This is a genomic window from Aldersonia sp. NBC_00410 (assembly GCF_026342035.1).
GTDB lineage: Bacteria > Actinomycetota > Actinomycetes > Mycobacteriales > Mycobacteriaceae > Aldersonia.
Genome location: NZ_JAPENM010000001.1, coordinates 304,492 through 326,784 on the forward strand (window position 1 = coordinate 304,492; position 22,293 = coordinate 326,784).

20 protein-coding genes are annotated in these 22,293 nt (G+C 66.8%); 13 read left to right on the top strand and 7 right to left on the bottom strand.

The annotated features are described in order from the left end of the window. Positions 1-54: 54 nt before the first annotated feature. The gene (gene aceA / locus OG921_RS01420; RefSeq protein WP_266110548.1) at positions 55-1,344 is read right to left on the bottom strand and encodes an isocitrate lyase; all 1,290 of its coding nucleotides are present in this window, start codon (positions 1,342-1,344) and stop codon (positions 55-57) included. 412 nt (positions 1,345-1,756) lie between these two features. Between aceA and OG921_RS01425 the strand changes: the two genes are divergently transcribed. The 3 genes from OG921_RS01425 to OG921_RS01435 all read left to right on the top strand — a co-directional run bounded on the left by OG921_RS01425 (position 1,757) and on the right by OG921_RS01435 (position 3,553). Further along, complete coding sequence (locus OG921_RS01425) at positions 1,757-2,116, top strand: DUF4873 domain-containing protein (RefSeq protein ID WP_266110549.1); 360 nt, start codon at positions 1,757-1,759, stop codon at positions 2,114-2,116. After that, on the top strand, positions 2,113-2,880 hold the full coding sequence (locus OG921_RS01430; RefSeq protein WP_266110550.1) for a class I SAM-dependent methyltransferase: 768 nt from the start codon (positions 2,113-2,115) through the stop codon (positions 2,878-2,880). Before OG921_RS01425 ends, OG921_RS01430 begins: the two co-directional genes overlap by 4 nt. Positions 2,881-3,046: 166 nt before the next feature. Further along, positions 3,047-3,553 (top strand): MarR family winged helix-turn-helix transcriptional regulator, encoded by a 507-nt coding sequence (locus OG921_RS01435; RefSeq protein WP_266110551.1) that lies wholly within the window; start codon positions 3,047-3,049, stop codon positions 3,551-3,553. On the opposite strand, the gene OG921_RS01440 is transcribed toward OG921_RS01435, so the two are convergent. Next, complete coding sequence (locus tag OG921_RS01440) at positions 3,534-5,102, bottom strand: ATP-dependent DNA ligase (RefSeq protein WP_266110552.1); 1,569 nt, start codon at positions 5,100-5,102, stop codon at positions 3,534-3,536. The two genes, OG921_RS01435 and OG921_RS01440, sit on opposite strands and share 20 nt — an antisense overlap. Positions 5,103-5,253: 151 nt before the next feature. Further along, on the bottom strand, positions 5,254-6,513 hold the full coding sequence (locus tag OG921_RS01445) for a lipase family protein (protein ID WP_266110553.1): 1,260 nt from the start codon (positions 6,511-6,513) through the stop codon (positions 5,254-5,256). A 138-nt stretch (positions 6,514-6,651) separates the two neighbouring features. Here OG921_RS01445 and ramB point away from each other — a divergent pair, with 138 nt between their 5' ends. The 4 genes from ramB (at position 6,652) to OG921_RS01465 (ending at position 11,509) form a co-directional block, all read left to right on the top strand. Continuing rightward, positions 6,652-8,061 (top strand): acetate metabolism transcriptional regulator RamB, encoded by a 1,410-nt coding sequence (gene ramB, locus OG921_RS01450; RefSeq protein WP_266110554.1) that lies wholly within the window; start codon positions 6,652-6,654, stop codon positions 8,059-8,061. Between the two features lie 12 nt (positions 8,062-8,073). Beyond that, positions 8,074-8,988, top strand: coding sequence for an MBL fold metallo-hydrolase (locus OG921_RS01455; protein ID WP_266110555.1), 915 nt, complete (start codon positions 8,074-8,076; stop codon positions 8,986-8,988). A 178-nt stretch (positions 8,989-9,166) separates the two neighbouring features. Then, positions 9,167-9,991 (top strand): hypothetical protein, encoded by an 825-nt coding sequence (locus OG921_RS01460; RefSeq protein ID WP_266110556.1) that lies wholly within the window; start codon positions 9,167-9,169, stop codon positions 9,989-9,991. A gap of 162 nt (positions 9,992-10,153) precedes the next feature. Beyond that, a complete protein-coding gene (locus tag OG921_RS01465; RefSeq protein ID WP_266110557.1) occupies positions 10,154-11,509 on the top strand; it encodes a SidA/IucD/PvdA family monooxygenase in 1,356 nt (451 codons plus the stop codon). Between the two features lie 4 nt (positions 11,510-11,513). On the opposite strand, the gene OG921_RS01470 is transcribed toward OG921_RS01465, so the two are convergent. After that, a complete protein-coding gene (locus OG921_RS01470; RefSeq protein ID WP_266110558.1) occupies positions 11,514-13,382 on the bottom strand; it encodes an acyl-CoA dehydrogenase in 1,869 nt (622 codons plus the stop codon). 274 nt (positions 13,383-13,656) lie between these two features. Here OG921_RS01470 and urtA point away from each other — a divergent pair, with 274 nt between their 5' ends. From urtA to OG921_RS01500, 6 genes are all read left to right on the top strand, one after another. Continuing rightward, on the top strand, positions 13,657-14,913 hold the full coding sequence (gene urtA / locus OG921_RS01475) for an urea ABC transporter substrate-binding protein (protein WP_266110559.1): 1,257 nt from the start codon (positions 13,657-13,659) through the stop codon (positions 14,911-14,913). Positions 14,914-14,981: 68 nt separating this feature from the next. Further along, positions 14,982-15,866: an urea ABC transporter permease subunit UrtB gene (gene urtB, locus OG921_RS01480; protein WP_266110560.1), complete on the top strand. Its 885-nt coding sequence runs from the start codon at positions 14,982-14,984 to the stop codon at positions 15,864-15,866. Next, positions 15,863-17,005, top strand: a complete 1,143-nt coding sequence (gene urtC / locus OG921_RS01485) for an urea ABC transporter permease subunit UrtC (RefSeq protein ID WP_266110561.1) — start codon at positions 15,863-15,865, stop codon at positions 17,003-17,005. The genes urtB and urtC overlap by 4 nt, the downstream gene beginning before the upstream one ends. Then, positions 17,002-17,871 carry an urea ABC transporter ATP-binding protein UrtD gene (urtD, locus tag OG921_RS01490; protein ID WP_266110562.1) on the top strand — a complete coding sequence of 290 codons (870 nt, stop codon included), beginning with the start codon at positions 17,002-17,004 and terminating at the stop codon, positions 17,869-17,871. The genes urtC and urtD overlap by 4 nt, the downstream gene beginning before the upstream one ends. Beyond that, positions 17,864-18,556 carry an urea ABC transporter ATP-binding subunit UrtE gene (gene urtE / locus OG921_RS01495; RefSeq protein WP_266110563.1) on the top strand — a complete coding sequence of 231 codons (693 nt, stop codon included), beginning with the start codon at positions 17,864-17,866 and terminating at the stop codon, positions 18,554-18,556. The genes urtD and urtE overlap by 8 nt, the downstream gene beginning before the upstream one ends. 16 nt (positions 18,557-18,572) lie before the next feature. Then, positions 18,573-19,109 carry a carboxymuconolactone decarboxylase family protein gene (locus tag OG921_RS01500; protein ID WP_266110564.1) on the top strand — a complete coding sequence of 179 codons (537 nt, stop codon included), beginning with the start codon at positions 18,573-18,575 and terminating at the stop codon, positions 19,107-19,109. A 151-nt stretch (positions 19,110-19,260) separates the two neighbouring features. Here the strand turns inward: OG921_RS01500 and OG921_RS01505 are convergent, their stop codons facing one another. From OG921_RS01505 to OG921_RS01515, 3 genes are read right to left on the bottom strand one after another with little or no spacing between them, the layout of a single operon-like run. Then, complete coding sequence (locus OG921_RS01505) at positions 19,261-20,298, bottom strand: acyl-CoA dehydrogenase family protein (RefSeq protein WP_266110565.1); 1,038 nt, start codon at positions 20,296-20,298, stop codon at positions 19,261-19,263. Further along, positions 20,298-21,446, bottom strand: coding sequence for an acyl-CoA dehydrogenase family protein (locus OG921_RS01510; protein ID WP_266110566.1), 1,149 nt, complete (start codon positions 21,444-21,446; stop codon positions 20,298-20,300). The genes OG921_RS01505 and OG921_RS01510 overlap by 1 nt, the downstream gene beginning before the upstream one ends. A gap of 1 nt (position 21,447) precedes the next feature. After that, positions 21,448-22,251 (bottom strand): crotonase/enoyl-CoA hydratase family protein, encoded by an 804-nt coding sequence (locus tag OG921_RS01515; protein WP_266110567.1) that lies wholly within the window; start codon positions 22,249-22,251, stop codon positions 21,448-21,450. Positions 22,252-22,293 lie beyond the last annotated feature (42 nt).

The window sequence follows — 22,293 nt, forward strand, 5'->3', positions numbered from 1 at the left end:
CGCGAAGGCACAGCTTCGTAGGCTATGCCCCCGCGCCCGCGAGGTGTCTTCGATTTAGTGGAACTGGCCTTCTTCGGTGGAGCCCTTCAGCGCCGCCGTCGAGGTGTTCGGGTCCACCGTGGTGGCGATGCGGTCGAAGTAGCCGGCACCGACCTCACGCTGGTGCTTGATGGCGGTGAAGCCACGCTCTTCGGCAGCCTTGAACTCGCGCTCCTGCAGGTCGACGAAGGCGGTCATGCCCTCGCGGGCGTAGCCGTGCGCCAGGTCGAACATGCCGTAGTTGAGCGAGTGGAAGCCGGCCAGGGTGATGAACTGGAACTTGAAGCCCATCGCGCCGAGCTCACGCTGGAACTTCGCGATGGTCGCGTCGTCCAGATGCGCCTTCCAGTTGAACGAAGGCGAGCAGTTGTAGGCCAGCAGCTGGTCCGGGAACTCGCTGCGAACGGACTCGGAGAACTTCTTGGCGACCTCGAGATCCGGCACGCCGGTCTCCATCCAGATGAGGTCCGAGTACGGCGCGTAGGCCTTGGCACGGGCGATGCACGGCTCGATGCCGTTCTTCACGCCGTAGAAGCCCTCGGCGGTGCGGGTGCCGTCCAGGAACTCACGGTCGCGCTCATCGACATCGGACGTGATGAGGGTCGCGGCCTCGGCATCGGTACGGGCGATGACCACGGTCGGCACGTCCGCGACGTCGGCCGCGAGGCGAGCCGAGGTCAGGGTGCGGATGTGCTGCTGGGTCGGGATGAGCACCTTGCCACCGAGGTGGCCGCACTTCTTCTCCGACGCGAGCTGGTCCTCCCAGTGCGAACCGGCAACGCCGGACGCGATCATGGCCTTCTGCAGCTCGTAGACGTTGAGCGCGCCACCGAAGCCGGCCTCACCGTCGGCGACGATCGGGGCGAGCCAGTTGGCGACCGAGGTGTCGCCCTCGACCTTGGCGATCTCGTCGGCACGCAGCAGCGCGTTGTTGATGCGGCGCACGACCTGCGGCACCGAGTTGGCCGGGTAGAGGCTCTGGTCCGGGTAGGTGTGGCCGGAGAGGTTCGCGTCACCGGCGACCTGCCAACCGGACAGGTAGATCGCCTTGAGGCCGGCGCGCACCTGCTGCACGGCCTGGTTGCCGGTGAGGGCGCCGAGGGAGTTGATGTAGTCCTCGTTGTTCACGAGATCCCACAGGATCTCCGACCCACGGCGGGCGAGCGTGGCCTCCTCGACAACCGAACCCTGCAGCTTCACGACCTGCTCGGCCGTGTAGTTACGGGTGACGCCCTTCCAGCGCGGATTGGTGTCCCAATCGTTCTGGATCTCAGCAACAGTTTTCGGGGTGCCGGTCGTCGACATCTGTGCTCCACTCTCTCGTCGATGGCCCGCCATGGTGGCGCGCTTCACAGCCTTGCAAGGCCCTGTCTGGATACCAGCCAAGTCTCGCACAGCGAAAAACCCAGGTCGACCTGTTGCTAATGCCAATATTCGCTATCTTTTCAACACCGGTTGCAAAGTTTGCGAAGGTTCTCGGGAGCACATTCGGCGCAAAGGTTACCGGCGAGTAGAATTTCCGCAGGTAGCGCAGCGTTTCAGCACGACGCCCGATCGGCGGGCGATCTCGCGCCCGAAAACCCTCCAGGGCGTACCCCGCCCCCGGACCGCGGATGATTTGTGACCACATTCACAAGCTCGCCGGCCCTCGCGACCAGCCGGATCGGCGCTGTCGCGGCCATAGCCGTAACCCGACGTTATAGCTAGAGTCATATTTGTGACCGCGCGCACCGATCCCGCGAACCCGGGCACCCCAGCGCCCGGTTACGCAGGTCCGGCCGCCGTCGTCATCGACGGCGCCGAGTATCCGGTCACCGTCGAACTGCGCGGCACCGTTCAGCCGATCGACGGCATCTTCCGCTGGTACGGACGCGTCGCTCCCTGTCCCGAACTCGATGCGGCGATCGGCGGCGGCAACCGACCGGGCCGGCTGCGCACCCCGGCGGGCGAAGCGGACGCGACGATCGGCGACCGCGATTTCTGGGACCGCTACCGGGTGACCGGCCGCGGCCGGCCACCGTTCGAGACACCGTTCGACCGGGCGCGTTCCGACCCGGTCCCCCGGGCGACGGGATGAGGACCCCGGCAACGGCACTCGATGCCGCCCGCGACCTGCTGTATCCGGCGCAACTGCGCACCTCGGCGTCCACGGCACACGGATATCTCGACGTTTTCGCACCGAGCGAGGACGACTCCGCGCCGGACCGTCCGACGATCGCCGCGGCGGCGATGAACACACACGCGCTCGCGACCGTGTACGAGCGCGCGTGGCGCCCATTCGCGTTCTCCCTCGCCACCGGACTCACCACCGCGACCGAGCGCCGCAACGCCGTCACCGACCTGCGGCTGCGCGGCGAGCAGCGGGTGCTCGATGTCGCATGCGGTCCCGGCAATTTCACCCGCTACCTGTCCGACGTGCTGACCGGTGCCGGACTCGCCGTTGGATTCGATCTGTCCGAGCCGATGCTGCGCCGGGCGGTTGCCGACAACTCGGGTGCACGTGTGGCATACGTGCGCGGCGACGCCGGCCGGCTGCCCTTCGCCGACGAGACCTTCGATGCGGTCTGCTGCTTCGGCGCGCTCTACCTGATGCCCGACCCGTTCGCCGCGATCGATGAGATGACCCGAGTGCTCGCGCCCGGCGGCCGGATTGCGGTCATGACGAGCTACCCGGGCGGGCCGGGCGTCGTGCGTCCTGCCGTCGTGGCGGCGGGCAACCTTGTCGGGGTGCGAATGTTCGACCGCGACTGTCTGCCGCAGCGGTTCACCGATGCCGGACTGGTCGAGGTGGAACAGCGGATCCGCCGCGTGGTGCAGTACGTGAACGCCACCAAGGCCTGACGAACCGCCCATCCTCGCCGCGGACGACGGGAGCTGAACCGGACGAAGCCGACACTGGCGCGCGAACGCAAAACCGTTCGCCCCCAAAGCCGCAGGTTTGTTCGGTACGGTATGCGAAATCGCGCGGTCGGAGCGCACCTGGCAGGGTCACGGAGGGTGGCATCGCATGAGTTCCCGCGAACGGCCCGCGGAGGACACCGACCTCACACCGGATTCCATCGATGCACTCACCGACAGCCTGCTCGTCGCCTCCCGGTTGCTGATTGCGATCTCGGTCCGCTCGGTCGCCGAAGCGGACGTCGACATCACCCTCGTTCAGTTCCGCACGCTGATGCTGTTGTCGGCGCACGGGCCGATCAACCTCGCGACGCTCGCCGGCGACCTGAACGTGCAACCGTCCACGACGAGCCGAATGGTCGACCGTTTGGTCCGGGCGAATCTCATCGAGCGACGGGCAAGCCCGAGTTCCCGCCGCGAAGTGCGCATCGAGCTCACCGACGACGGCCGCGCCATTGTCGGACGGGTCGTCCGGCGCCGTCGTGCAGAGATCGAAACCGTGGTGCGCAAGATGCCCCCGGAGCAGCGCGTCGGACTCGTCCGCGCCCTGACTTCGTTCACGGTCGCGGGCAACGACCCGACGGCGCACGAAGCCATCAGCCATCTGTGGCCGTGACCGCGATCCCCTCCGGCAGCAACGCCCGCACCGCATCGATCGTGTCGGCCTCGGCCGCCGTCTTGTCCGGGCGATAGCGCAGCACCCGCGCGAACCGCAGCGCCACCCCGCCCGGATACCGGGAACTCACCTGCACACCATCGAGTTCGATCTCCACGACAAGCTCGGGACGCAGATAGACGGTGCGGGCGTCGCGCTCCCGCTCGTGTTTCGGAAACTCGGCGGTCTGCCACTGCAGCAACTGGTCGGTCAGTCCCTTGAACGTCTTGCCGACCATAATCGGCGCACCACCGTCCGGGTCGCGCGCGCCGAGATGGAGATTGGACAGAAATCCGGTGCGCCGGCCATAGCCCCATTCGGCGCCGAGCACCACGAGGTCGAGCGTGTGCTCGGGCTTCACCTTCTGCCACGCTCGCCCACGCCGACCGGCCGCGTACGGCGCGTCGAGCGACTTGACCATGATGCCCTCGTGGCCCGCGGCGAGCGCGGCATCGAAATGTGCTGCGGCCGCAGCGTCGTCGGGTCGCAGCAGCGCGGGGATGCGATGCGCGCCGGCGACGCGGTCGAGCGCATCGAGCCGGGTGCTCAGTGGCTCGTCGAGCAGGTCCACGCCGTCGAGGTGCAGGCAGTCGAAGAAGTACGGCCGCAACAGTAATGCACGCAGTTGCCCGTCATCGGCGCCGACAGTGCCTGCGGTACCCGATCCGAACCTGCTCATCGTCTCCTGAAACGGGCGGGGTCGCCCGGCATCGGTGAGCGCGAGCGTTTCACCGTCGAGTACCACTGCAGTGCAGGGAAGTTCGCGCGCAAACGCGACCAGTTCCGGAACGGTTGCGGTGATCTCGCGCAATGTGCGGGTGAAGACGTGGACCTCGTCTCCGTTGCGGTGCAACTGAATTCGTGCGCCGTCGAGCTTGTACTCGACGCTGACCGCGCTGCCGAGATCGGCCATCGCGCCCGCGAGCGATTCGGCCGGCGACGCGAGCATCGGGCGGACCGGCCGGCCGACGTCGAGCCCGATGGCCGCGAGCCCTTCGGCGCCGTCCGCCAGCGCCACAACCGCGGTCTCGGGTAGCCGGCCGGACAGCATGAAGGCACGCCGCACCGTCGCGAGCGGGGTGCCCGACGCGTTCGCGATCGCGTCGGTCATCACCCCTTCGAGTGCGCCCTGGCGCAGGTCCCCGGTGAGCAATCGGAACAGGAAGTCCTGCTCTGCAGCGGTCGATGCGCCGAGCACGGCCGCCAGCAGTTCGCGGCGGCGCATCGTCGAGCCGGACCCGGTCGTCTCGACGACGTCGCTCAACGTGCGATCGACATCGCCGACGGTCAGGGTCGCCGATTCTGCCGGCTCGCCGCGCACGGCAGCCAATGTTCGCCAGCCGATCCCGGTGCGCCCCTGCCGCGGCGCCCCGGCGAGCCACGCGACCACCGGCACAATCTCGGCGACGTCGAGCTCACCGAGCAGACGCGCGAGGGTGTCGATCTTCGTGCGGCGCGAGCGGGTCTCCCCCAACGCCGCCGACGTCGCGACCACATCCGCGAACAGCATGGATCGACGGTAGCGCTCGCCCCCGACATTTAGCCCGGATGCTCGCTACTCGGGGTAACGACGCTCCGCAACCGCTCCTCGCCTTGTGCGACACCGATCCCGGCCAGCAACCGGGTGGGCGGTTAACCGGCGTCACCCGACTCCGGCCGAGCTATCGGCACCCAGCCGCCACCGGCCGCCCCGCGATCCGGTCGTCGATCCAGCCGAACGCCAGCGGCATTCCACCGGCAACGGCGAGCAGGTGCTCGCCGAGAATTTCGTCGAGGCGGACATTCGCACCCTGGGCACACCAGGAGTCGCGGAGTCGCACAGCGCCCTCGCGAGGGATCCAAAAGTCCTGTTGCCCTTGGTAGATCAGCACGGGGGCACGGGGTGCGTCGCGCCCCATCGTGGTGTCGTCGAGGACCTGCCGAACAATTGGCGTGTCCACCACGTTCGGCACGTCCGACAGCGCCTGCACCGGAATGGGCGCGATCCCCAGCGGCGCGATGGCCGCGAGGCACCAGTCCTTCGCGATCACGCCGAGGCGCCAGGCGTTGTCGTTCATCAGGCCGAGCAGTTCCGGATATTCGCGGGCGACGCCGAGGCTCGCGGCCAGGAACACCGCCGACGCCAGGTTGGTCCCGTTCATCGACGCGAAAAGCAGCCGATAGTCCACCGGCGCTCCGCCGATCGCGGCGCCGACGACGTTGAGGTCCGGCGCGTAGGTCGGGGCCAGTTCGGCCGCCCAGCCGGCAGCGATCGCGCCGCCCGAGTACCCCGTAATCGCCACGGGCGCGTTCGGCGTCAATCCGAGCGATGGCGTCTGCACCGTCGCGCGCACGGCGTCGAGCACCGCATGCCCGGACAACCGGCCGCCTGCATAGGCCTGATGCGGTCCCTGATGGTCGGTGACCACGACCGCGTAGTTCTTTGCCAGCATGGTGTTGATCGGCACGACCTCGATCTCGGCGGCGCGCGGCAGGGTCCAGGACGGCACACAGGTCAGCCCGAGCGAGTCGATCGCGGTGTTGTAGGCGATGACCGGGCGCGCACCCGGGCCCGGCCATGGGGTGGTCGGCACCATCACCGTGGTGACGATGGGCATCGCGTTGCCGTGCGAATCGGTCGACCGGAGCAGCAGTTGGCTCGATGCGGTTGGCACAACGAGGAGCGGAATGACGACCGGCCTGCTCGCGAGCACCGTTCCCGCAGGCTTGCTTTCGTAACCCGGCGCAGGGACCACCCACGGATCGGGCGCGGGCGACGGATAGATCTGCGCGGGGTCACGCTGCGGATTGACGAAATCGAAGGGCACCTGTGCTGCAGGGGCCTGCGCGGGCTCGGCCTGTGCCACGGCATTCGGCCCGGATAGAGCGACGAGCGCCGTTACGGCGACGAGCACCACGAACACCGACCGATACCACGCCATTGTGGCCACCTTTCGTTACCGACGATTATCACTCCTCGGCAACCGATCGGTGGGCACATTTGCGCAGGTCGTATATCAATTTGCTAACTCTGCGAATACAGAATTTGCACAATCTGACAGATTCCGCAACCATGTGGCATGGCCAAGACTTATGTCGGCGCGCGGTTGCGGCAGCTCCGCAACGAACGCGGGATGAGCCAGGCCGCGCTCGCCAAGAGCCTGGAAATCTCCGCGAGTTACCTCAACCAGATCGAGCACGACGTCCGCCCGCTGACCGTGCCGGTGCTGCTGCGCATCGGTGAGGTGTTCGGGGTCGACACCACCTTCTTCTCCTCGCAGGACGACACCCGGTTGATCGCCGAGTTGCAGGAGGTATCGCTCGACGAGGAGATGGGCATCACCGCCGACGTCCACGAGATCGCCGAAATGGTCACCGCCCATCCAACTCTGGCGCGCGCTCTGGTCAATATGCATAGGCGTTACCGCAATACGACCGCGCAATTGGCCGCCGCCACCGAGGAACGGTATTCCGACGGCAGCGGCAGCGGCTCGATCAGCAAGCCGCACGAGGAAGTCCGCGACTACTTCTACGAGCGGCAGAACTATCTCGACGAACTCGACCGCGCCGCCGAAGACCTCACCGCGCGAATGCGATTCCATCGCGGCGACGTCGCCGGCGAAATCGGTCGCCGGCTCACCGCCGTGCACGAGGTGCAGATCATCGAGCGGATCGACCTCGGTGACAACGTGCTGCACCGATACGATCCCGACCGGCGAGTGCTCGAGATCGCGCCGCACCTCTCCGGCGGACAGCGGATCTTCAAGTTCGCCGCCGAGCTTGCCTACCTCGAATACGGCGACCTCATCGAAAAGCTCGTCGACGAGGGAAATTTCACCTCCGATTCGTCCCGCAAGCTCGCCATGCTCGGACTGGCGAACTACTTCGCGGCCGCTACCGTGCTGCCGTATACGCGGTTCCACGAGGTGGCGGAGGACTACCGCTACGACATCGAGCGACTCTCGGCCTTCTTCTCCCAGAGCTACGAGACCATCTGCCACCGGCTCTCCACGCTGCAGCGCCCGAAGCAACGCGGGGTGCCGTTCTCGTTCGTGCGCGTGGACCGCGCGGGTAACATGTCGAAACGGCAGTCCGCCACCGGATTTCACTTCTCGTCGAGCGGCGGCACCTGTCCGCTGTGGAACGTGTACGAAACGTTCGCCTACCCCGGCAAGATCATGACCCAGATCGCGCAGATGCCCGATGGCCATAAATACCTCTGGGTGGCGCGCACGGTCGAGCGCCGCGCGGCGCGCTACGGCCAGCCGGGCAAGACCTTCGCGATCGGCCTCGGCTGCGAGCTGCGCCATGCGGGTCGCGTCGTCTACGCCGACGGCATCGACCTGCAGGACGCGAACGCAACGCCAATCGGCGCCGGTTGCCGCGTGTGCGAGCGCGCCAACTGCCCGCAGCGTGCCTTCCCGCCGCTGGGCAAGGAACTCGACATCAGCGAGCACCGCAGCTCGGTGTCGCCCTACGTGCTCCGCTAGTACCGTCCGACCATGCGACTGCGCCTCGGACGCCCCGATATCAACGCCTACCTCGACCGCTTCGATGTGCCGCCCGCGGGCGAGGGACTCGCCGTCACCTTCCTCGGCGTCTCCAGCCTGCTGATCGACGACGGTTCGTCGGCGATCCTTACCGACGGGTTCTTCAGCCGACCGTCGCTGGCACGCGTTGGCCTGGGCAAGATCGCTCCCGAACCGAGGCGGATCGCCGCGGTCCTCGACCGGGCCGCAATCACAGCCCTCGACGCGGTGATCCCGGTGCACACCCACTTCGATCACGCACTGGACTCCGCCGAGGTGGCGATACGAACCGGCGCGCCGCTCGTCGGCGGACCATCCGCGGCGCAGGTCGGTCGCGGACACGGCCTGCCCGACGCCAGGATCATCGTCGTGTCCTCGTCCGAGCCGTGCAAGCTCGGCGGGTACGAGGCCGCGTTCGTGCCGTCGCACCACTGCCCACCGGACCGGTTTCCCGGTGAGATCACCGAGCCGGTTCGGACCCCGACGCGCGCGGCGGCCTTCCGCTGCGGTGACGCGTGGTCGATCTTGCTGCGCCACAACGCCACCGGACGGTCGGCCCTGATCCAGGGCAGCGCCGGGTACGTGGCCGGGGCCCTCGCCGGTCGGGCGGCGGATGTGGCGTACCTCGGCGTCGGCCAACTCGGGCTGCAGTCGGCCGACTACATCGAGACCTACTGGGGCGAGACGGTCCGCACGGTAGGCGCCCGCCGAGCGGTGCTGATCCATTGGGACGATTTCTTCAGACCGCTCGACGAGCCGCTGCGCGCACTCCCCTACGCCGGCGACGATCTCGACGCGACGATGCGGGTGCTGATCCGACTCGCCGAACGTGACGGCGTGCAGCTCAGCTTCCCAACCGTGTTCGCCCGCGAAAATCCCTGGGCCTGAACGTCAGATCGTCCGCTTACCATCCGGACGCCGACCCAGAGCCGAACCGCGCTGCACTCGGCTAATATTCCCGGCTGGGGATCACCGGCCAACCGAATGCCGGGATGACGCATATCTGGGGGAATCGTTGAACGAGCAATATCCTTCTGGGCCGACCTATGCCCGGAACGGCTCCGACGTGCCGCTGCAACAGCAACCGAACCGGCCGAAGAAAGGGCGGGGACGGATCTTCGTCGCTGCTGCCATCATCGCGGCGATTCTGGCCGCGGGCGGCGTCTGGCTCGCAGTGACCGTTCTCGGTGCCGACACCGGCAACCCTCCGGTGGACAACTCGGCATTCCAGGCGGCGCATACTCCGGCGGACAAGGTGGCCGCGGCGTTGCACATCATGCGCGACTCGGGGTCGGTTCGCAGCACCGCGACGAGACCGAACGGCACCCGCACGGTGAGCCGGGCCGACTTCGGCAACCATGTCATTTCCGGCGAGATGACCACCAATCAGCTCGGCGCGGTCGAGATGGTCGCGCTCGGCGAGGGGGCGGAACACATCTACGTCCGATTTGCCGACGGGCTCGGTCCGATCAAGCCCAATGTTTGGTACCGCGCACCTTCCTCGATGGTGGGCGCCGTGGGCGCCTCGCTCGACTCCAAGTACTTCGACGAGGTGCTCGCGGCTTCGCCGAGCGTCGTCGAGCAAGGGGCGATCACGATCGACGGCATCGATGCGACGCACTACGTAGCGACCGTGAACAAGTCCGCGATGCTCGACTACATGCTGTCGCTGTTCGATTTCGCGTCGTCGGAACCGGGCGTGGACACCGAAACGATGCGCAGCGCAATGGCATCGGCGGTGCCCGACACGCTGGACTTCGCCATCGACGATTCCGGGCGGCTCATCCAGACCATCGCGGGCGACACGACCACCCGCTTCGACCAGTACGGCGAGTCCTTCGACGCGCCTGACATCGACGAGTCCACGGTCGAACAGCTGCCCGGCAGCTGACCGTCACCGGCTCGGCGCGCACCTGTTCGGGTGTCCGCGCGCGCCCCGGCGTGCGCGGACACCCCAACGGATGCGCGATACCGTCGTGGGTCATGGCATGGGAAAGAATCGGACTGAGCGGAAACGTTGTGAGCACTGCACGTGCACAACACAATTCGCTCGGTGACCGTAAACGAGATATACCGCGGCGACGATGCGGTGCGGGAATCGCTGCGCCTGCTCGACTACTACGACGGTAGGAACTTCATCGCGCCCGACGGCGAGATCGAACACGACGTGACCGTCATCGGCGGCGGCCAGAGCGGTGTGGCGATTGCCCACGCACTGCGTCGCGCGGGTGTCACCAATGTGTCGGTACTCGATGCGAGCAGCGGCGAATCCGATCTCGCGTGGCGGTCACTTGCACGCATGCGGACGCTGCGCACGCCGAAGACGGTGTCGGGGCCCGAACTCGGGAACCCGACACTTACGCCCGAGGCCTGGTACGACAGCGTGTACGGCCGCGGCTCATTCGAATCGGTCGATCGCATCGCCACGCGCGACTGGGCCGACTACCTCACCTGGTTTCGCGAACAGGTCGGCGTGGAAGTGCGCTGGGGTGTGCGGGTGAGCTCCGTCGAACCCATCGCCACGGGCCGGATCCGCCTGCACCTCGCGACCGCGGACAGGACCTGGACCGAGGACACCCGCAAGCTCGTCCTCGCCACCGGAGTCAGCGGCACGGGCGGGCCGCACTTGCCCCGCGTGCTCTCGGAACTGCCCGAGCACCGCTACGCGCACACCGCCGACGACATCGACTTCGATGCGCTGCAGGGCAAGACGGTCGCGGTGCTCGGTGCCGCAGCCTCCGCATTCGATGCGGCCGCGACGGCACTCGAGGCCGGCGCGGAAGAGGTGCATGTGTATACCCGACGAGCCACCCTCGTCGTCGCGCCGATCGATCCACCAAGGCCGAACTCGTTGGTGCAGGAGGTCTTCCATCTGCTGCCCGACGCGCAGCGGTGGCGGCAGCGCTGGGACGCCGCCGCGAATGGAGCAAACGTTCCTTCGGATTCGGTCGATCGTGCCGCGGTGTTCCGGAACTACCGTCTGCACCTTTCCGCCGAGTGGAAGTCCGCGGTCGAACGAGACGGCAGGGTGCTTGTCGAGGCCGCCGACGGGACCCGATCGTTCGACTTCGTCATCGCCGGGACCGGATACCAGCAGGACCCGGCGACGCGCCCGGAACTTGCAACGATTGCGCCGTTCGTCGCGCGCTGGTCGGACGTGTATACGCCACCGACGGGCTTCGAATCCGAATTGCTCGGCGCCACTCCATATCTGGGCAGCGGCTACGAACTCACCGAACGGACCCCCGGTACGGCGGCCTGGCTGGCCGACATCCACGTATTCAGCATCGGCGCCACCGTCAGCTTCGGCCGCCCGGTCGGCGATATCCCGAGCCTGCGGGCCGGTATTCCCCGGCTGGCGGATGCGATCGCGCGGGACCTGGTGCTCGCAGATTTGGGCCGTGCGTGAAGGCTTAGAAAGCCGCCTCGTCGAGTTCCATGATCTCGATGTCGAGATCCGCGATCACGCTACGCACCGCGGTCAGTCGCGGGAGCACGTTCTTGGCGAAGAACGAGGCTACCGCGACCTTCCCGGTGTAGAAAGCCCGATCCCGCTCGGCTGCATTGGCAGGAGCGGAGCCTGCGGAGCGACCGGAAAGCACATCGAGCGCCTCCTGCGCGACCTGCGCGCCGACGAGCAGCCGCCAACCGATCAGCAGGTCACCGAGCGCAAAGAGGTACCGCACCGACCCGAGGCCGATTTTGTAGATCTCGGTCGACTGCTCCTGCGACGCCATCAGGTACCGGGTGAGCTCGGCGGTCATCGCCTGCACGTCGTCGAGCGCGGTACCGAGCAGGGCGCGTTCCCGCTTGAGCCGCCCGTTGCCCGCATCGCTTTCGACGAACGCGCGGATTTGCCCGGCGACGTGCCCGAGCGCGACGCCGTGATCGCGGGCGACCTTGCGGAAGAACAGATCCTGCGCCTGGATCGCGGTGGTGCCCTCGTAGAGGGTGTCGATCTTGGCGTCACGGATGTACTGCTCGATCGGATAGTCCTGCAGATAACCCGAGCCGCCGAGTGTCTGCAGACTCTCGGTGAGCAATTCGTAGGCCCGCTCCGAGCCGACCCCCTTCACGATCGGTAGCAACAGGTCGTTCACCCGCGCGGCGAGTTCTGCATCGGCACCGGAAACCAACTGCGCCACATCGTCGTTCTGATGTGCTGCGGTGTAAAGGTAGACCGCGCGCATGCCCTCGGCGTAGGCCTTCTGCATGGCGAGGCTGCGTCGCACGTCGGGATGGTGCGTGATGGTGACGCGTGGCGCCGCCTTGTCGGTGAACTGCGTGAGGTCCGCGCCCTGCACGCGCTGCTTGGCATAGTCGAGCGCGGTGAGATAGCCGGTCGACAGTGTGCCGGTGGCCTTCACGCCCACCGTCATTCGGGCGTTCTCGATCACCATGAACATCTGCGCGATACCGTCGTGCTCACCGCCCACGAGCCAGCCCACCGCAGGAACGTCGGTGGCTCCGAAGGTCAGCTCGCAGGTCGGCGACGACTTGAGACCCATCTTGTGTTCGACGTTGGTGACGAACACCCCGTTGCGCGCACCGAGTTCGAGGGTCTGCGGGTCGAAGTGATACTTCGGCACGTAGAACAGGCTGAGCCCCTTGGTGCCGGGTCCGGCGCCCTGCGGCCGGGCGAGCACGAGATGGAAGACGTTTTCGGCGGTATCGCCGACGTCCGCACCGGTGATGAACCGCTTCACGCCCTCGATGTGCCAGGTGCCGTCCGGTTGCTCGACCGCCGTGGTGCGACCGGCGCCCACATCGGATCCGGCGTCCGGCTCGGTGAGCACCATGGTGCCCGCCCAGCCGCGCTCGAGGCCCTCCGCAGCCCAATGCTGCTGCTCGGGCGTGCCGACCGAGAACAGCACCGACGCCATCGCCGGACCCATATCGAAGAAGGCGGCGTTCGAGTTCGCGGCGACGATCATTTCGCTCACCGCCCAGCGCAGCGCGGCCGGCGCGGGGATACCGCCCATCGCTTCGGCCATGCCGAGCCTCGACCAGCCCGCCTCGGCGACCGCGGCCACCGTCTTCGCCAACGGCTCGGGAACGATTACCTCGTTTCGTTCGGCGTCGAATCGGACCGGGTCACGGTCCGCAGCGGCGAAGGACTCGGCCACCGGCCCCTCGGCGAGCCGGGACGCTTCGGCGAGGATGTTGCGCGCCGTCTCGGCGTCGAGGTCACCGTAGCCACCTGCGTCGAGTAGTCCGCCGAGTCCGAGTACCTCGAACAGGTTGAACTCGATATCGCGCACATTGCTCTTGTAGTGCCCCATGGCTGCGTTTCCTCCTTGAATCGCCGACCGAGTGAGACTGCGACATGGCGGGATCGGTACGCAACCGTAGGTTCGAGTTAGGGTGCCCTATCCAGGGCATAGCGGGTGACAAACCACTCAACTGGCAGTTACCTGGACGTGTTCACAGGCTGGTAACCCGGGAAATCAACTCGTCATTGAGAGTCATTCAGCCGCAACAGTTCTTCCCTAATGTGCGCAGCGATGTGCGTGCCGGCGGGGCGGTTCGCGTGACCCGAAGACGGAAGGCAGTTACATGCTCGCTTCTCGGCGGCTAATCGCCGCGCCCGCCGCACTTCTTGCGGCCGGGCTGGTGCTGACCGGATGTGGTTCCAAGGCCGACGACAGCGGTGAATCGACCGCCACCGCGGCCTCCTGCGTCGACACCTCCGGACCGACCATCAAGGTCGGCTCGCTGCACTCTCTGTCGGGAACCATGGCCATCAGTGAGGTCACCGTCCGCGACTCCACCCAGCTCGCGGTCGACCAGATCAACGCCAACGGCGGCGTGCTCGGCAAGCAGATCCAGGTCATCGAGGAGGACGGCGCCTCCGATCCGAAGACCTTCGCCGAGAAGGCCGAGAAGCTGATCAGCAGTGACTGTGCCGCAGCGGTATTCGGCGGGTGGACCTCGTCGAGCCGAAAGGCGATGCTGCCGGTCTTCGAGGACAACAACTCGCTGCTGTACTACCCCGTGCAGTACGAGGGCCTCGAGGACAGCAAGAACATCTTCTACACCGGCGCCACCACCAACCAGCAGATCATCCCGGCGCTCGACTACCTCAAGGAAAAGGGCGTCAAATCGCTCTACCTCGTCGGCAGCGACTACGTCTTCCCGCAGACCGCCAACCGTGAGATCAAGGCCTACGCCGAGGCCAACGGCATCGAGATCAAGGGCGAGGACTACACCCCGCTCGGTTCGACCGACTTCTCCACCATCGTCAACAAGGTGCGCGCCGCCGACGCCGACGCGGTGTTCAACACCCTCAACGGCGACTCGAACGTGGCGTTCTTCCGCGAGTACACCAACGCCGGACTGAAGGCCGCGGACATGCCGGTCGTTTCGGTGTCGATCGCCGAGGAAGAGGTCGGCGGCATCGGCGTGCAGAACCTCGCCGGGCAGCTGACGGCGTGGAACTACTACCAGACCGTCGACAGCCCGACGAACAAGGCGTTCGTCGACGCGTACAAGGCGCGCTTCGGTGCCAACAAGCCGACCTCCGATCCGATGGAAGCCGCGTACACCTCGGTGTTCCTGTGGAAGAACACCGTCGAGAAAGCCAATTCGTTCGCGGTGGCCGACATTCAGGGCGCGGCCGACGGCGTCAGCTACGACGCCCCCGAGGGCACGGTCACGATCGACGGCGACAACCACCACATCACCAAGACCGCTCGGATCGGTGAAATCCGTCCCGACGGACTGATCTACACAATCTGGGAATCGAACGGCCCGATCGCGCCCGACCCCTACCTCACCACCTACGACTGGGCCGGCGAACTCTCCGGCAACTAGTCGTCTGCAGCGCGCGTGCGCGGTCGGGTAAGCCCGGCCGCGCACGGGCCGTAGGAAGGGAGACATCGGTGGATGTCGTTATCGGACAACTCTTCACCGGGCTCAGCCTCGGGTCGATTCTCTTGCTCGCAGCGCTCGGGCTGTCGCTGACGTTCGGGCAGATGGGCGTCATCAACATGGCCCACGGCGAGTTCATCATGGCCGGCTGCTACACGACCTACGTGGTGCAGAAGGTCATTTCCTCGGCCGGCGGCTCGCTGATCGTTGCCCTGTTCATCGGCTTCCTGGTCGGGGGCGCGATGGGTGTGCTGCTCGAGGTGACGCTGATCCAGCGGATGTATCATCGCCCGCTGGACACCCTGCTGGTGACCTTCGGTGTCGGGCTGATTCTGCAACAGCTCGCCCGCGACATCTTCGGTGCGCCGGCGGTGAACGTTGTTGCTCCGGAATGGCTTTCCGGCGGTGTCGAGATCCTCGGCGCGGTCGTGCCGAAGACCCGCATCTTCATTCTCGTGCTCGCCATCGTCTGCGTGGCCGCGCTGTCGTTTGCGCTGCAGAGCACGTCGATGGGACGACGGATCCGCGCGGTCGTGCAGAACCGCGACCTCGCCGAGACGAGCGGCGTGTCGAGCCGACGCACCGACATCACCACGTTCTTCATCGGTTCCGGGCTCGCCGGCGTCGCCGGTGTCGCACTGACACTGATCGGGTCGACGAGTTCCACCGTCGGCACGAGCTATGTCGTCGACGCATTCCTGGTGGTCGTGGTCGGTGGTCTCGGCCAGATCCGGGGCGCGGTGATCGCCGCATTCGCACTCGGCATCCTCAACTCGTTCATCGAGTACAACACCACCGCGTCGATCGCGAAGGTGATCCTGTTCGTGCTGATCGTCATCTTCCTGCAGGTGCGTCCACAGGGCCTGTTCACGGTCAAGACAAGGAGCTTGGCATGAGCGAGTCCTTCTCCCGTTCCGCGGCGCGCACCGGCATCCTGGCGGGCTGGCGCGGCACCTTCGCCGGTTTCGCCCTCGCCGCAATCCTGCTCTTCGCCGTCGCCCCCGCCTTTCTCAGTGATTTCCGGCTGAACCTGCTCGCCAAGTTCCTCTGCTTCGCCATGGTCGCGGCGGGCATCGGCTTGGCTTGGGGCCGAGGCGGAATGCTCACCCTCGGGCAGGGCGTGTTCTTCGCCATCGGCGCCTATGTGATGGCCATGCACCTCAAGATCGCGGACGCCGACCTGCGTGGTGACGACGTGCCCGACTTCATGCAGATCGCCGGCATCCGCGAATTGCCCAGCTACTGGACGCCATTCGCATCACCCATCGTGACGATCCTGGCGATTGCCGTCCTGCCCGCCGCCATCGCCGCCCTGCTGGGCTTCGGCGTCTTCAAACGACGAGTCAAGGGCGCATATTTCGCCATCCTGAGTCAGGCGCTCGCGGCCGCGCTCGCTATCTTCCTCACCGGCCAGCAGTCGATCGGCGGCTTCACCGGGCTGAACCGCTTCCGTACGTTCTTCGGGTTCAACCTCAGCGACCCGGCCAACAAGCGCATGCTGTTCTTCATCGCCGCAGGCACCCTGCTGGTCATTGTCGCGATCACTCGGCAGTTGATGTACAGCCGCTACGGCGAACTGCTCGTCGCGGTGCGCGATCAGGAAGAGCGGGTGCGCTTCCTCGGCTACGACCCGGCCAACATCAAGGTCGTCGCCTTCACGGTGGCCGCCTTCTTCGCGGGCATCGCCGGTGCGCTGTTCGTGCCGATCGTCGGCATCATCTCGCCCGCCGACGTCGGTGTCGTGCCCTCGATCGCCTTCCTCATCGGTGTCGCGATTGGTGGCCGAGCCACCCTGCTCGGGCCGGTACTCGGCGCGATCGGCGTTGTCTGGGCACAGAGTTCGTTCTCCGAGCGCTTCCCCTCCGGCTGGGTCTATCTGCAGGGGGCGCTTTTCATCGTGGTGGTCGGCTTCTTCCCGGCCGGTATCGCCGGCATCTGGGCCCTGCGACACCGGTTGAAGATGCAGCGCAAGCAAACCCCACCACCCGAACCGGTCGACGAGCACAGCGACCATGTCCCCGTGGAGGCACGATGAACACGACCACCGCCACGACCGCGCCGGAGCCAACTTTCGGCGGCAATGCCGGCATGTCCAGCGACTATCTCGAAATCCGCGGGCTCACTGTCGAATTCGACGGCTTCAAGGCGGTATCCGGCGTCGACATGACGCTGCTGCAAGGCGATCTGCGGTTCCTGATCGGGCCGAACGGCGCGGGCAAGACCACCCTGATCGACGCCATCACCGGCCTGGTGCCCGCCACCGGTTCGGTGAACAAGTCCGGTGTCGAGTTGATCGGCAAGAAGGTGCACAAGATCGCCCGCCTCGGCGTCGGTCGCACCTTCCAGACCGCGAGCGTGTTCGAACAGCTCACCGTGCTGCAGAATCTCGACATCGCCGCGGGCGCAGGTCGGTCGGCGACGACGTTGCTGCGGCGACGCACGACCGTGCTGCCTGCCATCGACGAGGCGCTCGAGATCACCGGCCTCGCCGCCCTCATCGACGCCCCGGCCGGCATCCTCGCGCACGGCCAGAAGCAGTGGCTCGAAATCGGCATGCTACTCGTGCAGAACGCCTCGGTGCTGCTGCTCGACGAGCCGGTGGCGGGCATGAGTACCGATGAGCGCGAGGAGACCGGAAACCTGTTGCGCCGCATCGGCGGCGAACGCACCGTCGTCGTGGTGGAGCACGACATGGATTTCATGCGGGCCTTCGCAACCTCGGTGACCGTGATGGCCGGTGGCAAGGTGCTCAGCGAGGGCACCGTCGCCGAGGTGCAGGCCGATCCGAAGGTGCAGGAGGTCTACCTCGGTACTGCCGCCGGCGGCGAGGAGCTCGAAAAGGTGGCGGTGCGCGACGAAGTCGCGAACGTCGATCCGGAACAGGAGAGCACCGATGCTTGAACTGGTCGATGTGCGGTGCGGTTACGGCCGCACCGAGGTGATCCACGGCGTGTCACTGGAGGTTCCGGAGAACGGGGTCGCCGCCGTGATGGGGCACAACGGCGCGGGCAAGACCACGCTGCTGCGCGCCGCGGTCGGGCTGATCGGCACGAAGTCGGGCAAGGTGCGGTTCGACGGCGCGGACATCACCGGGCTGCGGCCGAGTGCGCGGGTCAGGCGCGGACTGGCCTACGTTCCGCAGGGACAGCAGTCGTTCGGGCAGCTGACCACCGCCGAAAACCTGCAGGTGGTGGCAGACGGTCGCAAACGCGGCAAGGCGTTGATCGACGAGGTACTCGAGTTGTTTCCCGCGTTGCAGGAGCTGCTCGGCCGGCGCGCCGGTCTGCTGTCCGGGGGGCAGCGTCAGCAACTCGCGATCGCCCGCGCGCTCATCACCGAGCCGAGGATGCTGATCCTCGACGAACCGACCGAGGGCATTCAGCCGTCCGTGGTCGCCGAAATCGAGCGCACCATCGTGGCACTCACCGAGCGCGGCGGGCTGAGCGTGCTGCTGGTCGAGCAGCACATCGGCTTCGCGCTGCAGGCCGCGCAGCGCTATTACGTGTTGGAGTCCGGCCGGTGCACGTCCGCCGGGGTGGGTGGCGCCGGGTCGGAGGCGACGGTCCGAGCCGCAATGGCAATTTGAGTGTTAACTTCGGGGCGTGAGCACTCCCCGTATCGAACCCGGCAGGCTGCGTGAGCTCGGACCGATCAACTGGGTGCTGTGGCGGGCCCTGTCGATCGGTGCGGGCGCGCCGGACGCGCATCTGTTCAGCACCCTCGGCCGCGCTGGCGGCCTGTTCCGCGGCTGGCTGCACTACAGCGGAAAGCTGATGCCGGGTGGCCGATTGCAGCGGCACGAGTCGGAGCTGGTGATCCTGCGGGTCGCCCATCTGCGCGACTGCGGCTACGAGATGGACCACCACATTCGCCTCGGCCGCCGCGCCGGCGTGACGTCGGAAATCCTCGACCGCCTACGCAGCGGACCGGACGCCGAGGGCTGGAACGCCAAGCACCGCGCGCTGCTCACCGCGGTCGACCGGCTCGTTGCGACCAAGGACATCGACGATGACACCTGGTCCGCGCTCGCCGAGCACTACGACGAGCGCAAACTGATCGAGATCGTGTTGCTCACGACGCAGTACGACGGGCTGGCCACCACCATCGGCACGTTGCGCGTCGCGCGGGATTTCGGCTAGCCCTGCGTTGCTGCCCGAGTTGATCACGAGCATCTCGCCGCCCCCGTCCGAGTTGATCACGAGCATCTGGCCCCCGACACGCCGAAGAGTGGGGCCACATGTTCGGTCTCGTCGACACCGAACACTCATGATCAACGCGAATGGCGCACGCTCAGCCGACGCCGTCCACGATCAACGGCCACACGCCGGCACTGCCCGATGCCACGGCAGCATCGCTGAGCACATCGTCCCAATACCGCACGGACCCGAATTCCGAACGCCAGGAAAGCATCCGATTGGTGAACCGGTGCAGTTGGTGCTCCATGGTGAACCCGATCGCACCCAACGTCTGGTGCGCATTTCGGGCGACGAGAGTCGCGGCGTGGGCGGAGGTGGATTTCGCTGCCGCCACGGCGAATTCGATACGCGGACCGCGCCAGTCGTCTTCGGTGACCACCGCGACCGCGTGTTCGGCGGCGGCGCGGGCGAGTGCGGACTCGGTCGCGATCGCGGCCACCATCGCCTGCACGGCCTGGAACTTCGCCAGCGGCCGGCCGAACTGCTCGCGGGTGGTGGTGTGCTCGACGCAGATTCGCAACACGCGCTCCATCGCCCCGCAGCTCTGAATGCTGCGAGCCAGCGCACCGCGCAGCCGGAACTGCTCGACCGCAACGTCATCGAGTGCAACACCGGTCAACGACCCGAGATCGACACGCACCCCGTCTCGGGGCTCGCTCGCCGCGTTGGCACCCGGCGTGATCGTCACGTCCGACGCCGGCACGTCGGCGGCCAACCAGCCGTCACCGCCCGGCCAGGCCAGGACGATCCGCTCCACCCGACCCGCCCACGGAACCACGGCCGCGACCCCTTCGGCGTCGAGCAGGCCCGCGGTTCGGATAGTTTCATCGCGGGGCAGCCCCGCCGCATCGAGCAGGTACCCAGCCAGCAAATCGTTTTCGGCCAGCGGTACCGCCGCGAGTTGCTCGGCACCTGCCGACAGCAGCGCCGCAGCCTCGCACCAACTCGCGCCGCTGCCACCGGTTTCCGCACTCTCGACCAGCCGGGTGAGGCCGGCCTCGTCCAGCGCGGACCATAGCTCCCGGTTCAGGGTCAGCGGCCCGTGTACCTCGTTGTCGTCGTCCCGGAAGCGCTCGAAAATCGAGCCGATCAGCTCGGTCAGCGCGGGATCGACCGTATCCTGTTGTGCCACTAGCGCATCCCCAATCCACGCGCGATAACGCCGTCCAGGATCTCGGTAGTGCCGCCACGCAACGTGAAACCGGGCCGTTGCATCAGACCGGCGCGAACCAGTTCGCCGAACCGCGCGGTGGGCGGTTCGGCACCGGACAGTTCTTCGATGATCTCGATGACGTCGCCCTCCAGTCGGGTACCGAGGGTCTTCACCACCGACGCTGCGAGGTCCGCCTTCTCGCCGCGCTCGAGCACCTGCGCCACCGACAGTGACATCGTGTGCAGTGCCGTCATACGCGCGACGAGTCTGCCGATCTCGGGTGTGCCCGGCAGTTCACCGCTGCCGATCAGATCGAGCGCCTCGGCGAGCAATGCGAAACTCGACAGGAACCGTTCCGGGCCGCTGCGTTCGTAGCCCAGTTCGGAGGTCACCTGCGCCCAGCCGGCACCGATCTCCCCCAGCACCAAATCGTCGGGCACGAACACCTCGTCGAGGATCACCTCATTGAAGTGGTGTTCGCCGGACATGGTGTGGATCGGCCGGATGGTGATACCGGGCGAGTCGAGCAGCACGATGAACTGGCTCAGCCCGTCATGTCGATGTGCGGAATCCAGCGGCGTACTGCGCGCGAGCAGGAAGAACGCATCTGCCAGGTGGGCGCCCGAGGTCCACAGCTTGGTACCGGTTATCTGCCAACCACCTTCGACAGCAACGGCTTTCGTGCGCACGCTGGCCAGATCGGAACCCGACTCCGGCTCGCTCATGCCGATTGCCCAGCACAGTTCGCCGGCCGCGATCCGCGGCAGGAAACGTTGCTTCTGCTCTTCGGTGCCGTATTTCAGCAGCGATGGCGCGGCCTGCCGGTCCGCGACCCATTGGGCGGCAACCGGCGCGCCGACCGCGAGCAGTTCCTCGGTGACGACGAACCGTTCCAAGAAGGTGCGCCCGCGTCCGCCGTACCCCACCGGAATGGTCATACCGATCCAGCCACGCTGCGCCAGCGTCCTGGTAAAGTCCGGATTCCATTTCGTCAGCCAGGTGTCGACACCGGGGGTGAACACACCATCGGCGATCTGTTCGGCGAGAAACGTCCGAACCTCGATCCGCAGTTCCGCCAACCCGTCCGGCAGCGGCGCCGCGGGCGGAACCAGTCTGTCGGTCGGCATGTCAGGCCCCGGTGTAGTTCGTGGGGCGCTTCTCGGTGAAGCCCGCCAACGCTTCTCGATGGTCCTGGGTGTGGTGGGCGAGCGGCTGCATCGCGGCGGACAACTCGAGCAGGCTCTCCAGCGTCATGTGCTGTCCCTCGCGCAACAACTTCTTGGTCATCCGCACCGCGGTGGGTGGATTGACGGCCACTCGCTGCGCCAGCGTCATCGCCTCGTCCAGCAGTTGTTCGGGCGCCACCACTCGCGACACCAGCCCCCAGTCCAGCGCGGTTGCCGCGTCGATCGGGTCACCGGTGAACGCCATCTCCGCGGCGCGGGCATTACCGACCGCGCGCGGCAGCAACCACGCGCCGCCGTCGCCGGGGATGATGCCCAGCTTCACGAAACTCTCTGCGAACACGGCCTTTTCCGAGGCGATCCGCATGTCTGCCATGAGCGCCAAATCGCATCCTGCGCCGATCGCGGCCCCGTTGACCGCAGCGATCAGGGGCACCTCGAGGTGGTACAGCGCACGCGGAATCCGTTGGATGCCTTTGCGATAACCGTTGCGCTGCTCGTGCGGCGCCCCACCGAAGATGCCGACCCGGTCGACCATGTGCTTGACGTTGCCACCGGAGGAGAAACCCTTGCCCGCGCCGGTGATGATGACGACGCGAATATCCACATCGTCGTTCGCCGCCGCGACCAGTTCTTCGATCCGCTCCACCACCGACTGGTCCGAAATCGGGTTGCGCTGCTCGGGAAGATTCAGTGTCCAGGTGGCGACGTGTCCGTTCGTCGTCGCCAGGACGGTGTCGTTGCCCATCGTTTTCCCTTCGCGAGATCGCCGCCGCCCGCACGGGACCTG

Coding starts and splice junctions, on each gene's coding strand:
- aceA (WP_266110548.1), bottom strand. CDS start 1,344: ATGTCGACGACCGGCACCCCGAAAACTGTTGCTGAGATCCAGAACGAT.
- OG921_RS01430 (WP_266110550.1), top strand. CDS start 2,113: ATGAGGACCCCGGCAACGGCACTCGATGCCGCCCGCGACCTGCTGTAT.
- OG921_RS01435 (WP_266110551.1), top strand. CDS start 3,047: ATGAGTTCCCGCGAACGGCCCGCGGAGGACACCGACCTCACACCGGAT.
- OG921_RS01440 (WP_266110552.1), bottom strand. CDS start 5,102: ATGCTGTTCGCGGATGTGGTCGCGACGTCGGCGGCGTTGGGGGAGACC.
- OG921_RS01445 (WP_266110553.1), bottom strand. CDS start 6,513: ATGGCGTGGTATCGGTCGGTGTTCGTGGTGCTCGTCGCCGTAACGGCG.
- ramB (WP_266110554.1), top strand. CDS start 6,652: ATGGCCAAGACTTATGTCGGCGCGCGGTTGCGGCAGCTCCGCAACGAA.
- OG921_RS01455 (WP_266110555.1), top strand. CDS start 8,074: ATGCGACTGCGCCTCGGACGCCCCGATATCAACGCCTACCTCGACCGC.
- OG921_RS01470 (WP_266110558.1), bottom strand. CDS start 13,382: ATGGGGCACTACAAGAGCAATGTGCGCGATATCGAGTTCAACCTGTTC.
- urtA (WP_266110559.1), top strand. CDS start 13,657: ATGCTCGCTTCTCGGCGGCTAATCGCCGCGCCCGCCGCACTTCTTGCG.
- urtC (WP_266110561.1), top strand. CDS start 15,863: ATGAGCGAGTCCTTCTCCCGTTCCGCGGCGCGCACCGGCATCCTGGCG.
- urtD (WP_266110562.1), top strand. CDS start 17,002: ATGAACACGACCACCGCCACGACCGCGCCGGAGCCAACTTTCGGCGGC.
- urtE (WP_266110563.1), top strand. CDS start 17,864: ATGCTTGAACTGGTCGATGTGCGGTGCGGTTACGGCCGCACCGAGGTG.
- OG921_RS01510 (WP_266110566.1), bottom strand. CDS start 21,446: ATGCCGACCGACAGACTGGTTCCGCCCGCGGCGCCGCTGCCGGACGGG.
- OG921_RS01515 (WP_266110567.1), bottom strand. CDS start 22,251: ATGGGCAACGACACCGTCCTGGCGACGACGAACGGACACGTCGCCACC.